Genomic DNA, 15514 nt, shown 5'->3' with positions numbered 1-15514 from the left:
CGGAAGAGGGTGAGATGGACGCACTCGATGTGTCGCGGTGGCAGTTCGGCATCACGACCGTCTACCACTTCATCTTCGTCCCGCTGACCATCGGGCTGGCGCCGTTGATCGCCGCCATGCAGACTGCGTGGTTGATCACCGGGAACTCGTCCTGGTACCGCCTCACCCGCTTCTTCGGCAAGCTGTTCCTGATCAACTTCGCCCTGGGCGTGGCCACCGGCATCGTTCAGGAATTCCAGTTCGGCATGAACTGGAGCGAGTACTCGCGGTTCGTCGGAGACGTTTTCGGCGCACCACTGGCGATGGAGGGGCTGGCCGCCTTCTTCTTCGAATCGACGTTCCTCGGCCTGTGGATCTTCGGGTGGACCCGGCTGCCCCGCGTCGTGCACCTCGCCTGCATCTGGGTGGTGGCCATCGCGGTCAACCTGTCGGCGTTCTTCATCATCGCCGCCAACTCATGGATGCAGCATCCCGTCGGCACCCGGTTCAACCCGGAGACCGGCCGCGCCGAGTTGACCAGCATCGTCGCGCTGTTCACCAACAACACCGCGATCGCCGCGTTCACACATGCGGTATTCGGGGCGTTCCTCACCGCCGGGACGTTCGTCGCGGGTGTGTGCGTGTGGTGGATGATCCGCGCGCGAGAAGACAGGCGTTCCGAAGCGCAGACGATGTTCCGGCCAGCGGCGATCATGGGCAGCCTGGTCGTCCTCGCGTCGACGCTCGGACTCGTCGTCACCGGCGACTTCCAGGGCAAGCTGATGTTCGAACAGCAGCCGATGAAGATGGCATCGGCAGAATCCCTGTGCCACACCGCAACCGACCCCGACTTCTCCATATTGACCGTCGGCACCCACAACAATTGCGACAGCGTCACCCACCTCATCGAGGTGCCCTACGTGCTGCCGTTCCTGGCCAAAGGCGAATTCGACGGTGTTCGGCTCGAGGGCGTCAAGGACCTTCAGGACCAGTACGTCGAGAAGTTCGGACCGGGCGACTACCGGCCCAACCTGTTCGTCACATACTGGTCGTTCCGCGCCATGATCGGATTGCTTGCCGTACCAGCGCTTTTCGCGGTGGCGGTGCTGTGGCTGACGCGTCGTCGCCGGATTCCGCAGTCGCGCCGGCTGTCTCGCTTCGCCCTGGCCGCGCTGCCCGCGCCGTTCCTGGCCAACAGCGCCGGATGGATGTTCACCGAGATGGGCCGTCAACCGTGGGTGGTGGTACCCAATCCGACGGGGGATCCGACGATTCGGCTGACCGTCGCCGACGGCGTCTCCGGGCACCCGGTCGGCATGGTCGTCCTCTCCCTGGTGGCCTTCACGCTGGTGTACGCGGCGCTCGCGGTGATCTGGTTCTGGCTCATCCGCCGCTACACGGTCGAAGGGCCGCAGGAACACGACTCCGAGCCCGCAGCGCCGCTACCACCCGGCAGCGACGAAGTGGCGCCGTTGTCGTTCGCTTACTGAGTCGTTCGCGTACTAGAGGAGTGGTGGCAATGGCGCTTACCGAGCTGTGGTTCGTGGTGATGGCCGGTCTGTTCCTCGGCTTCTTCGTCCTGGAGGGCTTCGACTTCGGCGTCGGCATGCTGATGGGGATGTTCGGCCGCGCCGGAGGCGGTGATCCCGAGCGGCCACGTCGCGCGGTGCTCAACACCATCGGGCCCGTCTGGGACGGCAACGAGGTCTGGCTGATCACCGCCGGCGGGGCCATGTTCGCCGCCTTCCCCGACTGGTACGCGACGATGTTCTCGGGTCTGTACCTGCCGCTGCTGGCCATCCTGCTGTCGATGATCCTGCGGGTCGTGGCGATCGAATGGCGCGGCAAGATCGACGACCCCGGCTGGCGGCGGTGGGCCGACATCGGCATCGCCGTCGGATCGTGGCTGCCCGCCGTGCTGTGGGGTGTGGCGTTCGCGGCGCTGGTGCGCGGGCTTCCCGTCGACGCCGACAAGCAGTTGCGCACCTCGATCGGCGATCTCGTCAACGGTTACACGCTGCTCGGCGGCCTGACCACCGCGGGACTGTTCCTGTTCCACGGCGCGGTGTTCGTGGCACTGAAAACCGAAGGCGCCGTGCGCGAAGAAGCGCTGCGATTCGCCGGCCAGCTGGCGCTGCCGGTTACGGCGGTCCTGGCGTCGTTCGGGCTGTGGACGCAGCTGGTGCACGGCAAGGACTGGACATGGCTCGTGCTTCTCGCGGCGGCTATGGCACACCTGGCGGCGACGCTGCGGGTGTGGCGCGGTATCGGCGAAGGCTGGGCGTTCGCGTACACGACTGTGACGGTCGCGGCGGTCGTGGTTCTGCTGTTCGGCGTGCTCTACCCGAACCTGATGCCGTCGACGATCGATCCCGTATACAGCTTGACGATCGACAACGCGGCGTCCAGCCCGTACACGTTGACCATCATGAGCTGGGCGGCGCTGATCTTCGCACCACTGGTGCTGCTGTATCAGGGATGGACGTATTGGGTGTTCCGGCAACGCATCTCGGCCGAGCGCATCCCCGAGCCGGTGGGACTAACGCGGCGGCGGACATGAATCTGTGGCGGACCTCGCCAGCGATGCGTCGCTATCTGGTCGCATCGGTGCTGTGCGGGGTGCTCATCACCGGCGCGACGATCGGTGCGGCCGTCGTGCTCGCCGACGTCGTGGCAGGGGTGATCACCGACCCCGCCACGCGCCACCTTCGCTACTGGGCGGGCCCGCTCGCACTTCTGTTGGGGCTGTGGGTGATCCGTACCGTCGCGCACTGGCTCCAGAGCAGGCTGGCCTCGACGGGCGCGACACAGGTGATCGCCGACCTGGCAGGTCAGGTGCTCCGCGCGGTGACGGAGTTGCCGCCGCGGCTTCTCGCCGCCGAACGCGACACCACGGCCGCGTTGATCACCCGGGGCCTCGACGGTCTGCGACCCTTCCTCACGGCCTATCTGCCCGCGGCGTTCCTCGCCGGCATCCTCACGCCGGCTGCGGTGCTGGTGATCGCCGCGGTCGACTGGCGTTCGGCGCTCATCGTTCTGATCGCGCTGCCGCTCATTCCGATATTCATGGTGTTGATCGGGCTGCTGACCAGGGAACGCTCGCAGGCGGCCTTGGCGGCGATGAGCACGCTGCAGTCGCGGATGCTCGACCTGGTGGCGGGCATACCGACGCTACGGGGGTTGGGGCGGCTCGACGGCTCTGTGGGCCGCATCGCCGAACTGGCTGCGGCGCATCGCCGTTCGACGATGGGCACCCTGCGGATGGCGTTCCTGTCGGCTCTGGTTCTCGAACTGCTGGCCACGTTGGGCGTCGCGCTGGTCGCGGTCGGCATCGGCCTGCGGCTGGTATTCGGCGAGATGACATTGACCGCAGGCCTCACCGCGCTGCTGCTCGCGCCGGAGGTGTTCTGGCCGCTTCGCCGCGTCGGCGTGGAGTTCCACGCCGCCCAGGACGGAAAAACGGCGGCCGAGGCAGCACTCCGGCTTCTCGACAAGCTGCCGCGCCGACCGACGGCAACCCGTACCGTCCAAGCGGCCGGGGCCACCATTCACCTCGGGGCCCTCGACGAGGATGTGGAGCCGGGCCGGGTGACGGTGCTGACCGGTCCCAACGGTGTCGGCAAGTCGACGCTGTTGCACATGATCCTCGGGTTGCATCCCGGCGAGGTGTCGATCGACGGGATCGATGTCGGTGACCTCGACCTGCCGTCATGGTGGCGTCAGATCTCCTGGCTACCGCACCGTCCGATGCTGGTCCCGGGAAGCGTCCGCGACAACCTCGAGTTGTTCGGGCCGATCACCGATCTCGATGAGGCCTGCCGCTCAGCGGGTTTCGACGAAGTCCTCGCATCACTCCCCGAAGGGCTGGACACCGTGCTCGGACGCGACGGTACGGGCCTGTCCCTCGGACAGCGCCAGCGCCTCGGGCTGGCCCGGACGCTGGGCTCGGCCGCGCCGGTGCTCCTGCTCGACGAGCCGACGTCTCACCTCGATGCGGCGATGGAAGCCCGTGTGCTCGACGCGATTGTGGCGCGGGCCCGTGCCGGCGCCACGGTGCTGGTGGTCGGCCACCGCGATCCGGTGCGCGCGATCGCTGACCGCGTGCTCTTCATGCGGGAGCTCGCCGATGCGTGAACTGCTGAGGGCCCGGCTGGGTCGATTCGCGCTCGCGGCCCTGCTCGGTGTCCTGTCGCTGGGCAGCGCGCTGGCGTTGGCCGCGATTTCGGCGTGGCTGATCACGAGGGCGTGGCAGATGCCGCCGGTGCTGGACCTCACCGTCGCAGTCGTCGCGGTGCGCGCGCTCGGTATCTCTCGCGGGGTGCTGGGATACTGCCAGCGGCTGGCGTCACACGACACAGCGTTGCGGTGCGCTGCCGATACCCGTGAGGCGCTGTACCGCAGACTGGCCGAAGCGCCTGCCGACACCGCGATGCGGATGCCCAGCGGTGAACTGGTGGCACGGATCGGCGCGTCGGTCGACGACCTCGCCGACGTCGTGGTGCGGGCGATGCTGCCGATCGCGGTGGCGGCCGTGCTCGGACTGGCCGCCGTGGTCGGCATCGGTCTCATCTCCTTGGAGGCGGCGGTCGTCCTGGCGCTGTGCCTGCTGATCGCGGGCGTGCTCGCACCCGCGCTGGCCGCCCGCGCCGCCGAGGCGACGGAAGACCCGGCCACGCAACATCATTCGGGGCGCGATGTTGCGGTCATGCGTGCCCTCGAGCACGCTCCAGAGCTACGTGTCGGCGGACGTCTCGACGCGGTACTCGCCGAAGCCGAGAGTCGACACCGCACCTGGGGACGGGCCACCGACATGGCGGCGGCCCCTGCGGCGATGGCGGCCGCGGCGTCGACCGCGGCGATCGGCGCCAGCGTGTTCGGCGCCGTGATCGCCGCGATCGCGCTCGCGGACTCGGTCGCACCCACGACGCTCGCGATCTTGATGCTGTTACCGCTGTCGGCGTTCGAGGCGAGCGCGGCGTTGCCGGCGGCTGCGGTGCAGCTGACCAGGTCGCGTATCGCGGCGCGCCGTCTCGCCGAGATCACCGCACCGATCGACTCACCGCGCGAGCGACCGGCCGTTCCCGAGGTGTCTGTGGCGCCCGGTGACCGCCTCGCGATCGTCGGCCCGAGCGGATCGGGCAAGACCACGCTGTTGCTCTCGATGGCCGAAAGCGACCCGTCCGCAGTCTTCGTCGCAGAAGACGCCCACGTGTTCGCGACCACCGTGCGGGACAACTTGTTGGTGGCTCGGGGTGATGCGAGTGACGACGAGATCCGGGCCGCGATCGGGCGCGTGGGTCTTCGCGACTGGCTGGACACGTTGCCGGAGGGGCTGTCCACGGTGCTGTTCGGCGGGGCCGCCGCCGTGTCCGCCGGACAGCGTCGGCGTTTGCTGTTGGCGCGCGCTCTTCTGGCCACGGCCGCAACGGTGCTGCTCGACGAACCCACCGAGCATCTGGACGCCGCCGATGCCGACCAGATTCTGGTCGACCTGCTCACTCCCGGTGAGCTGTTCGGTGCCGACCGCGCGGTCGTCGTCGCCACCCATCATCTGCCCGAGCACCTTGAGTGTCCTACCGTCATTCTTGCTGGTCGCGGAGTAACCTCCTCGGCATGAGCGAGCCGGAGAAGCCCGAGACGCCACCGCAAACGCCACCCCAGTCACCACCGCCACCGGCACAGTCGCCGCCACCGGCGCAGCCGCAGTACGGGGCTTATCCAGGTGGTTATCCCCCGCCTCCGCCGCAGGGTTACGGCTATCCACCGCCGGCGAGCGCCCCCAAGAACGGCATCGGCATCGCGGCCCTGGTAATCGCCATCATCGCGCTGCTGTCCGTCTTCGGCGGCGTCGTGCTCGGCGTCGTCGCCGTGATCCTCGGCTTCATCGGCTGGGGACGGGCCAAGCGCGGTGAGGCCACCAACGGCGGTATCGCGGTGGCCGGCATCGTGCTCGGCTTCTTGAGCATCATCGAAGCCATCGTCGTCATCTGGCTGGCCGTCTGGGGTTTCAACGAGGTCGGCGGCAGCGACTACATCGACTGCGTATCGCGCGCGGGCAACGACCAGGACGCGGTGCAGCAGTGCGCCGAGGAGTTCCAGCACCGTGTCGAGGACCAGTTCGACGTGACGATCACGCCGACGCCGTAGTCAGCGGGGCGGGAAGTACTTGACGATCCCCTCCTGCACCACGGTGGCGACCGGCTGACCGGACCGATCGAAGAAGTGGCCGGTGCCCAGGCCACGGGAGTCGGCGGCCACCGGTGAGGCGGTGGAGTACAGCAGCCACTGGTCGAAGTGCACGGGCCGGTGGAACCACACCGAGTGATTCGTGGTGACCGCGAAGATCCGGTCGTACCCCCATGACAGGCCGTGCGTGGTGATGATCGAGTCGAGCACGGTGGTGTCCGAGGAATAGACGAGCGCCGCGGCGTGCAGCACCGGGTCGTCGGGCATCGGCCCGAGCGCCTTCACCCACACCCGGTTGTGCGGTAGCTTCTCGCCTTTGTCGCGCATGACCCAACTCGGATCGTTGGTGTAGCGCCACTCGATCGGCCGCAGCGCGTTGACGAAATGCGGGACGACTTCTTCGTAGCCGCGCAGCAGTTCGTCGACCGGCGGCACCGACTCCGGGTCGGGCAGGTCCGGTGGCGCGATCCCGTGCTCCAGGCTGCGACCACCGGCCAGGAAGGACACCATGGCTGTGGTCAGCAGCTGGCCGTCCTGCATGACGTCGACACGGCGGTTGGCGAACCGGCGTTCGTCACGGAGTCGCACCACGTGGAACTCGAGATCCTTCTCCGGATTGCCGCCCGCGATGAAGTGGGCCGACAATGCACTGGGCGGCGTCGGGTGTTTCAAGCTGCGCCCGGCCGCCACGAACGACTGGGCCATCATCTGGCCGCCGAAGGTCCGAACCGGGTTCTTGCTGGGATGCGAACCGACGTAGATGTCGTCGGCGAGCTGGCGGAGGTCGAGTATCGCGAGCAGTTCGTCGAAATCCGCCGTCACACGTCGTCCTCGCCGATCCGGTGCACGTGGATCAGATTGGTCGAGCCCACCGTGCCCGGCGGAATGCCGGCGATGACGACCACCAGGTCCCCTCGCTTGTAACGACCCAGCTCGAGCAGCGACTTGTCGACCTGGCGGATCATTCCGTCGGTGGTTTGGATGTGGGGCACGATGAACGTTTCGGTGCCCCAGCTCAACGCGAGCTGGCTGCGCACCTCCGGCAGCGAGGTGAACGCCAGCAGCGGGAGCGGGGTGTGCAGCCGCGCGAGTCTGCGCACCGTGTCACCCGACTGGGTGTAGGCCACCAGCGCCTTGGCGTCGAGGCGCTCGCCGATGTCACGGGCGGCATAGGAGATGACGCCGCGCTTGGTCCGGGGCACATGCGTGAGCGGCGGTGCGGCCACGGAGTTCTCCTCGACCGCATGGATGATGCGCGCCATCGTCTTGACCGTTTCGAGCGGGTATTTGCCGACCGACGTCTCACCGGAGAGCATCACCGCGTCGGTGCCGTCGAGGATCGCGTTCGCGACGTCGGACGCCTCGGCCCGGGTGGGCCGCGAGTTCTCGATCATCGACTCCAACATCTGAGTCGCGACGATGACGGGTTTCGCGTTCTCCCTTGCCATTTGGATCGCACGCTTCTGCACCAGCGGGACTTCTTCAAGCGGTAGCTCGACGCCGAGATCACCGCGGGCGACCATGATCGCATCGAATGCCAGCACCACGGCCTCGAGGTTGTCGATGGCTTCGGGCTTCTCGAGTTTGGCGATGACGGGCACCCGGCGGCCGACCCGGTCCATCACCTCGTGCACGAGTTCGATGTCGGCCGGCGACCGGACGAACGACAATGCGACGAAGTCCACGCCGAGGCGCAGGGCGAACTCGAGGTCGTCGATGTCCTTCTCGGACAGTGCCGGAGCGGACACGTTCATCCCGGGAAGCGACATGCCCTTGTTGTTGCTGACCGGACCGCCGTCGGTGACGGTGCAGATGACGTCGCTGCCCTCGATGCTCTCGACGACGAGGCCGACGTTTCCGTCGTCGACGAGGACCCGGTCACCGGGGGTGGCGTCCTCGGCCAGGCGCTTGTAGGTGGTCGACACGCGATCCGACGTTCCCTCGACGTCCTCGACGGTGATGCGCACGGTCTCGCCGGCGGCCCAGAAGGTGGGGCCGTCCTTGAATCGGCCGAGCCGGATCTTGGGGCCCTGCAGGTCGGCGAGAATGCCGACGGCCCGACCGGTGGCGTCCGACGCGGACCGGACCCGCTTGTAGTTGGCTTCGTGATCGGGATAGTCGCCGTGGCTGAAATTGAGCCGCGCGACGTCCATTCCCGCAACGACCAGCGCACGGACGGCGTCATCGGTCGCGGTGGCCGGACCGAGGGTGCAGACGATCTTTCCGCGTCTATTCACGACACTCGAGCATAGTCGTTATCGATTCAGACGACGGCCAGCGGAAGAGCGCCCGGGGTCACCGGGGCGGGCAGGTCCGACTCCCCCATCAGGAACGTGTCGACCGCATGTGCGGCGCTGCGGCCCTCCGCGATCGCCCACACGATCAGCGAGGCGCCGCGGTGGGCGTCGCCGCAGACGAACACGCCGGGCGTCGTGGTCTGCCAGTCCGATCCGCACGGCAGTGCGCCACGCCCGTTCGGCGTCAGGCCCAGTTCGTCGAGGAGCGGCATGTGTTCGACGCCGTCGAAACCGATGGCCAGCAACGCGAGTTCACACGGAATCTCCATCGGCTCGCCGACCGGAGTGATGACGCGGCGGCCCTCGGCGTCACGCTCCACCTTGACCTCGGCGATTTCCAGTGCACGGAGGCGACCGCTGTCGTCGCCGACGAACCGCTGGACCGCGACCTCATAGCGCCGGTGACCGCCCTCGGCGTGCGCCGGTGAGAGGCGGGTCCGCAGCACGATCGGCCAGGTCGGCCACGGTGTGCGGGATTCGTCTCGCGTTTCGGGAGGTTCGGGGTTGTAGTCGAGCTGGGTGACCGACAGCGCGCCCTGTCGGTGCGCGGTGCCCAGGCAGTCGGCGCCGGTGTCACCGCCTCCGATGATCACGACGTGCTTGCCTTTCGCGCTGATCGTGCTGGGTCCGTCGCCCTCGCATTCCTTGTTCGCGGGAACGAGGTGCTCCATCGCCAGGTGGACGCCGTCGAGGTGGCGCCCCTCGACTTCGTAGTCGCGTGCACGCAATGCACCGACGGCGAGCACGACGGCGTCGTACTGTGCCCGGAGCTGCTCGACGGAGACGTCGACGCCGACTTCGGTCTCGGTGACGAAACGCGTTCCCTCCGCGCGCATCTGAGCCAGCCGCTGATCGAGCGTCGCCTTCTCGAGTTTGTATTCGGGGATGCCGTAGCGCATCAGCCCGCCGATGCGGTCGTCGCGCTCGTAGACGGTCACTTCGTGCCCGGCACGGGTGAGCTGTTGTGCCGCAGCCAGTCCCGCCGGGCCGGAGCCGACGATCGCGACACGCTTACCGGAGGCGATGGCCGCCGGTTGCGGTTCCACCTGGCCGTTGAGCCACGCGTGGTCGGCGATGGTCTGCTCGATGCGCTTGATCGTGACGCTGCCGCCGGTCTGCTCCTCGGAGATCGACAGCACGCACGCCGCCTCGCACGGCGCCGGGCACAACCGGCCGGTGAACTCGGGAAAGTTGTTGGTGGCATGCAGGCGGTCGCTGGCCGCGTCCCATCTGCCGCGGCGCACCAGATCGTTCCATTCCGGAATCAGGTTGCCCAGAGGGCAGCCCGCGGTTCCCGAGTGGCAGAACGGGATTCCGCAGTCCATGCACCGCCGGGCCTGCTCGGATACCTCCGCGGCGCGCCGGTCCGGATCCTGCCGCTCGTGGACTTCGCGCCAATCCCCGATGCGTTCGTCGACCGGCCGTTTGGCCGCCTCGACCTTTGCAACCTTGAGGAATCCGGTGGGATCAGCCACGGCTGGCCTCCATGATCGCAGTGTCGACGTCGCGTCCCTCGCGCTTGGCGGTGAGCGTGGCCTGCAGGACGCGCTGGTAGTCGCGGGGCATGATTTTCGTGAACTGGGTGCTGCGCCTAGGCCAGTCCGACAGCAGCGAGGTCGCCAGGCTGCTTCCGGTGTACTGGGCGTGCCGGGAGATCACGTCGCGCAGCCAGGCGAGATCCTCCGGGTCCAGGCGCTGCAACTCCACCATTTCGGTGTTGACCCGTCTGAGGTCCAGTCCGAGGACGAAGGCGATGCCGCCGGACATGCCCGCGGCCATGTTTCGGCCGGTCTTGCCGAGGACGACGACCCGACCACCGGTCATGTACTCACACGCGTGGTCGCCGACGCCCTCGACGACCGTCAGCGCACCCGAGTTCCGGGCGGCGAAGCGCTCCCCGGCGCGGCCCCGCAGGTACACCTCCCCCGACGTCGCGCCGAACAGCAGCGTGTTTCCGGCGATCACGTTGTCCTCGGCCAGGAACAGCACGTCGTCGGGCGGGCGGACGACGATCCGGCCGCCGGACAAGCCTTTTCCGACGTAGTCGTTGGCGTCTCCGACGAGTTCAAGGGTGATGCCGGGCGGCAGGAACGCGCCGAGCGATTGGCCGGCCGAGCCGGTCAGGGTGATGTGGATGGTGCCGTCGGGAAGGCCCTGCGCGCCGTAGCGCCGGGTCACCTCGGAGCCCAGCAGTGTGCCGACGGTGCGGTTGACGTTGCGGATGGGCAGTTCGAGCCGGACGGGATGGGCGTCCTCGAGCGCTCCTTCGGCGAGCTGGATCAACGTCTGGTCGAGCGCCTGGTCCAGCGCGTGGTACTGCTCGCGGACCTTGCGCCGCGGCGCGGGTTCACCGGTGTGCCCCTCGTCGGGCACGGCGAAGATCGGCGAGAGGTCCAGGCCCCGGGTCTTCCAGTGCGCGACGCCCTTGTCGGTGTCGAGCAGCTCGGCGTGTCCGATCGCCTCGTCGAGGGTCCGGAAGCCGAGCTCCGCCAAATACTTTCGGATGTCCTCGGCGATAAAGCGGAAGAAGTTCTCCACGAACTCGGGCTTGCCGGTGAACCGGGCGCGCAGTTCCGGGTTCTGCGTGGCGACGCCGACCGGGCAGGTGTCGAGGTGGCAGACCCGCATCATGATGCAGCCCGACACGATCAGCGGGGCGGTCGCGAAACCGTACTCCTCGGCGCCGAGTAGCGCGGCGACGATGACGTCGCGCGCGGTGCGCATGCCGCCGTCGCACTGCACGGTGATCCGATCGCGTAACCCGTTGAGCATCAACGTCTGCTGGGTCTCGGCCAGCCCGATCTCCCACGGCACGCCGGCGTGTTTGAGGCTCGTCAACGGCGCGGCTCCGGTGCCGCCGTCGTAGCCCGAGATGAGCACGACGTCGGCGTGGGCCTTGGACACGCCTGCGGCGACGGTTCCGACGCCGACGCTGCTGACGAGCTTGACGTGGATACGCGCCTGGTCGTTGGCGTTCTTGAGGTCGTGGATCAGCTGCGCGAGATCCTCGATGGAGTAGATGTCGTGATGTGGCGGTGGTGAGATGAGGCCGACCCCGGGAGTGGAGTGTCGGGTCTTGGCGATGTTGGGATATACCTTGAAGCCCGGGAGTTGTCCGCCCTCACCGGGTTTGGCCCCTTGGGCCATCTTGATCTGGATGTCCGTCGCGTTCACCAGGTAGTCGCTGGTGACGCCGAAGCGGCCGGAGGCGACTTGCTTGACTGCGCTGCGACGCTTGGGGTCGTAGAGCCGATCGGTGTCCTCGCCACCCTCACCCGAGTTCGAACGGCCGCCGAGATTGTTCATCGCGATCGCCATCGTCTCGTGGGCCTCGGCCGAGATGGAGCCGTAACTCATGGCACCGGTGTTGAATCGCTTGACGATTTCCTCGACGGTTTCCACCTCGTCGAGCGGCACCGGCGGTCTGACCTTCTTGAACTCGAACAGCCCGCGCAGCGTTCCGCCTTCGCGGCTGAGGCGGTCCACTTCGTCGGAGTACTGCTGGAAGATGTCGTGGCGCGCGGTGCGGGTCGAATGTTGCAGCAGGAAGACGACTTCGGGTGTGAATAGATGCAATTCGCCTTCCCGACGGAACGCGTAGTCGCCGCCGACTTCGAGGCGTCGGTGCACGCGCTCGGTCGGGTTCTCCGGGTAAGCCCGGCGGTGGCGCTGTTTGACCTCTTCGGCGATCACGTCGAGGCCGACACCGCCGAGTTGGCTGGGGGTCTCGGTGAAGTACTCGTCGATGACGTCTTTGTCGATGCCGACCGCCTCGAAGGCCTGCGCGGCCGTGTATGAGGCGACCGTGGAGATGCCCATCTTGCTCATCACCTTCATGACGCCCTTGCCGAGGGCCTTGCAGTAGTTGCGCACTGCGGCGGCGGGTTCGATGCCGGTGAGTTCGCCCTCGCGGACCAGGTCCTCGATCGACTCGAAGGCCAGGTACGGATTGACCGCGGCGGCGCCGAAGCCGATGAGCAGCGCGATGTGGTGCACCTCGCGGGCGTCGCCGCTCTCGACCACCAGCGCGACGGTGGTGCGTTCCTTGGTGCGCACGAGGTGGTGGTGCACGGCCGAGACGGCCAGCAGCGAGGGAATCGGCGCGCGGGTGTGGTCAGAGTCGCGATCGGAGATGACCAGGGTCCGTGCACCTTTGGCGATCGCCTCACAGGCCTTCGCGCGGAGGTCCTCGAGCGCCTCGGCGAGCCCTTCACCGCCGCGTTCGACGTCGTAGAGGGCCTTGAGCACGGTGGTCCGTAATCCCGGGTGTTCACCGTCGTCGTTGATGTGAACGATCTTGTTGAGCTCGTCGTTGTCGAGAACCGGCCAGCGCAGGACGATCTGGCGACATGAAGCCGCCGACGGTTCGAGCAGGTTCTGCTCGGGCCCCATGATGCGGGCCATCGATGTGACGATCTCCTCGCGGATGGCATCCAGGGGCGGGTTGGTGACCTGTGCGAAGAGTTCGACGAAATAGTCGTAGAGAAGCCGTGATCGTTGTGAGAGGACCGCGGTTGGAGTGTCGGTGCCCATGGACCCGAGCGGTTCTGTCCCGGAGGCGGCCATCGGTGTGAGCAGTACGCGCAGATCCTCTTCGGTGTAACCGAAGGCGATCTGGCGCTTGACGACGTTGTCGTGATTGGGCTGCACGCGGGTGCGGTCGGGCAGGGTGGCGATGTCGAGCAGTCCGGCGTGCAACCACTCGCCGTAGGGCTCTTGTGCCGACAGGTCCGCCTTGATCTCGTCGTCGGTGACGATGCGCCCAGCGGCGGTGTCGACCAGGAACATCTTGCCCGGTTGCAGGCGGCCCTTGGCCACGATCTGCGCCGACGGTACGTCGAGCACGCCGCTCTCGCTGGCGAGGATGACGCGGTCGTCGATCGTGCGCCACCACCGGCCGGGACGTAATCCGTTGCGGTCCAACACCGCCCCGACCAGCGTGCCGTCGGTGAAGGTCACACAGGCAGGTCCGTCCCACGGCTCCATCATGGATGCGTGGAACTGCCAGAAGGCACGCTCGGCGTCGTCCATGGTGGTGCTGTTCTCCCAGGCCTCGGGAATCATCATCAGCACCGCGTGGTGCAGGCTGCGGCCGCCGAGGTGCAGCAGTTCGAGTACCTCGTCGAAGGAGGCAGAGTCCGAAGCGTCCGGCGTGCAGATCGGGAACAGGCGGGACAGGTCGCCGGGAATGTTGGCGCTGGCCAGCATCGCCTCCCGCGCGCGCATGCGGTTGCGGTTGCCGCGGACGGTATTTATCTCCCCGTTGTGGGCGACGTAGCGGAATGGGTGCGCCAAGGGCCATGACGGGAACGTGTTCGTCGAGAACCGGCTGTGCACGATCGCGATGGCACTGCGGCAACGCTCGTCGCGCAGATCCGAAAAGTATTGTGGTAACTGCTTTGTGGTCAGCATGCCCTTGTACGCCATGGTGCGGCTGGACAGCGATGGGAAGTAGACGCCTTCGCGCTCGGCCCGCTTGCGGAGCGGATAGACGCGCCGGTCGAGGTCGATGCCGCCGACCTCACTGGTCGAGGTGACGAACAGTTGCTCCATGTGAGGCATGCAACTCATCGCGGTGGCGCCGAGGTTCGCACCGAGAGGGTCGATCGGCAAGGGTCGCCAGCCGAGAACCTTGAGCCCTTCGTCGTCGGCGATGGCTTCGACGGTTTCGCGGGCGGCCGCGCGGGCCGTGGGCTCCTGAGGCATGAAGCAGATGCCTGCCGCGAAGGTGTTGCTGCCGTCGAGTGCGGTTGCCGGGAGGTCGAAGTCGACCGCTTCGCGAAGTAGCTCGACAGGCAACTGGATGAGGATGCCGGCGCCGTCACCGCTGTTGGTCTCGGCGCCGGCGGCACCGCGGTGGTCGAGATGTTCGAGGGCGGTCAATCCGTCGGCGACGATGGAGTGCGAGCGTCGACCCTGGATGTCGACAACCATGGCGACACCGCAGGAATCCGCTTCATTGGCGGGGTCGTAGAGACCTTGGGGCTCGGGGAATGCCGAAAACAGCATCGAGGGGCACCTTCGCAGTCCGGAAGAATTCATGTCCGGGACTGCACCGGCCCGCAGCCGATTGTAACAGCGCGGCTATCGCCTCACCCGTCGAGAACCGTGGGGACCAGCGGGAATCCGGGCAGATTGCGCGCCACGGTCCAGGTCAGGGCCGAGACGACAATCACGACGATCAGCGGAGTGTTCATCAGCGGTTTGCTCTGACGCCATCGGATCAGAAGCCACGTCAGCAAGAGGGGAAGCCCGACGAGCAGGTAGACGTTGTCCACCACGGCCGCAGCGAGGTCGCCGTGCAGGAGGTCGTGCGTCATGCGCAGACCACCGCAGGCGGGGCAGTCCAAACCGGTGATCGCCTTGAACGGACAGGCGGGGAAGACAAATCCCGGGCGATGCGGGTCGGCGATGCCGACGTACGTCAGGGCGCCGGCCAGTACGGCGCCGGTTCCGAGCGCGCCGTATAGCTGTCTGCGGCTCGTGCCGGCGCTAGGTGCCATCGCGCAGAGGGCGCCCCTGGGGATCGCGGACTTTGTCGGTGAGCAGCATGACGGCGTCGATGATGCCCCAGATGATGGCGCCGATACCGCAGGTGACCAGGCCGACGACTAACTGCGCGACGCCCAACCCGGTGTAGCCGAGATAGATGCGGCCGATACCGACGAGCCCGAAGAGGCCGAGCAACTGCAGCAGACCGGCGATGAGTTTGGACTTGTCGGAATAGGGCTCCCCCGTGATGGGGTGACGGCCGTAGGGCGCCATTGGATCGCCGTATGCCGACGGGTAGCCCCCGGGGGGCGGCCCGTACTCGCTGCCGGGCGGGGGCGGGTATTGCGGCTGGTAATTCGGCTCCTGAGGGGGCGTGCTGCCATGCTCACTACCACCGAACTGCGGCTCCGTCATGGCTCCCAGCATGCCAGACAGGGGTGTGCCAGTCAGTAAGAATTCTGCGGCGCATTGACCCCGAGGTGTAGCCCCGGCATGCGCGGGCGCTTGACGAAACCCGCGGTCGTGGCGACATCGGTCAACGGATTGTCGCTCAGGGAGAT

At 67.4% G+C, this 15514-nt stretch carries 11 protein-coding genes; 5 read left to right on the top strand and 6 right to left on the bottom strand.

What is annotated here, in order from left to right:
• Positions 1–14: 14 nt before the first annotated feature.
• Genes AU198_RS04040 through AU198_RS04020 form a run of 5 tightly spaced genes read left to right on the top strand, consistent with a single transcriptional unit; the run spans position 15 to position 6126 of the window.
• Positions 15–1469, top strand: a complete 1455-nt coding sequence (locus AU198_RS04040; RefSeq protein ID WP_064346217.1) for a cytochrome ubiquinol oxidase subunit I — start codon at positions 15–17, stop codon at positions 1467–1469.
• 29 nt (positions 1470–1498) lie between these two features.
• Positions 1499–2539, top strand: a complete 1041-nt coding sequence (cydB, locus tag AU198_RS04035) for a cytochrome d ubiquinol oxidase subunit II (protein WP_064346216.1) — start codon at positions 1499–1501, stop codon at positions 2537–2539.
• 23 nt (positions 2540–2562) lie between these two features.
• Positions 2563–4113, top strand: coding sequence for a thiol reductant ABC exporter subunit CydD (gene cydD / locus AU198_RS04030; RefSeq protein WP_197416020.1), 1551 nt, complete (start codon positions 2563–2565; stop codon positions 4111–4113).
• Positions 4106–5596: an ATP-binding cassette domain-containing protein gene (locus AU198_RS04025; protein WP_064346214.1), complete on the top strand. Its 1491-nt coding sequence runs from the start codon at positions 4106–4108 to the stop codon at positions 5594–5596. Before cydD ends, AU198_RS04025 begins: the two co-directional genes overlap by 8 nt.
• A complete protein-coding gene (locus AU198_RS04020; RefSeq protein WP_064346213.1) occupies positions 5593–6126 on the top strand; it encodes a DUF4190 domain-containing protein in 534 nt (177 codons plus the stop codon). The genes AU198_RS04025 and AU198_RS04020 overlap by 4 nt, the downstream gene beginning before the upstream one ends.
• On the opposite strand, the gene AU198_RS04015 is transcribed toward AU198_RS04020, so the two are convergent.
• The 6 genes from AU198_RS04015 to AU198_RS03990 form a co-directional block, all read right to left on the bottom strand.
• Entirely contained in the window at positions 6127–6987 is an 861-nt protein-coding gene (locus tag AU198_RS04015) for an acyl-CoA thioesterase II (RefSeq protein ID WP_064346212.1), read from the bottom strand.
• A complete protein-coding gene (gene pyk / locus AU198_RS04010) occupies positions 6984–8402 on the bottom strand; it encodes a pyruvate kinase (protein WP_064346211.1) in 1419 nt (472 codons plus the stop codon). The genes AU198_RS04015 and pyk overlap by 4 nt, the downstream gene beginning before the upstream one ends.
• 26 nt (positions 8403–8428) lie before the next feature.
• Entirely contained in the window at positions 8429–9937 is a 1509-nt protein-coding gene (locus AU198_RS04005) for a glutamate synthase subunit beta (RefSeq protein WP_064346210.1), read from the bottom strand.
• A complete protein-coding gene (gene gltB, locus AU198_RS04000) occupies positions 9930–14471 on the bottom strand; it encodes a glutamate synthase large subunit (protein ID WP_064346209.1) in 4542 nt (1513 codons plus the stop codon). The genes AU198_RS04005 and gltB overlap by 8 nt, the downstream gene beginning before the upstream one ends.
• Positions 14472–14554: 83 nt before the next feature.
• Positions 14555–14965 carry a DUF2752 domain-containing protein gene (locus tag AU198_RS03995; RefSeq protein WP_064346208.1) on the bottom strand — a complete coding sequence of 137 codons (411 nt, stop codon included), beginning with the start codon at positions 14963–14965 and terminating at the stop codon, positions 14555–14557.
• Positions 14955–15368, bottom strand: a complete 414-nt coding sequence (locus AU198_RS03990) for an NINE protein (RefSeq protein WP_064346290.1) — start codon at positions 15366–15368, stop codon at positions 14955–14957. The genes AU198_RS03995 and AU198_RS03990 overlap by 11 nt, the downstream gene beginning before the upstream one ends.
• Positions 15369–15514: the final 146 nt, after the last annotated feature.

The organism is Mycobacterium sp. GA-1199 (assembly GCF_001500045.1).
Classification (GTDB): domain Bacteria; phylum Actinomycetota; class Actinomycetes; order Mycobacteriales; family Mycobacteriaceae; genus Mycobacterium.
This window is presented reverse-complemented; position numbering and strand designations above follow the sequence as displayed.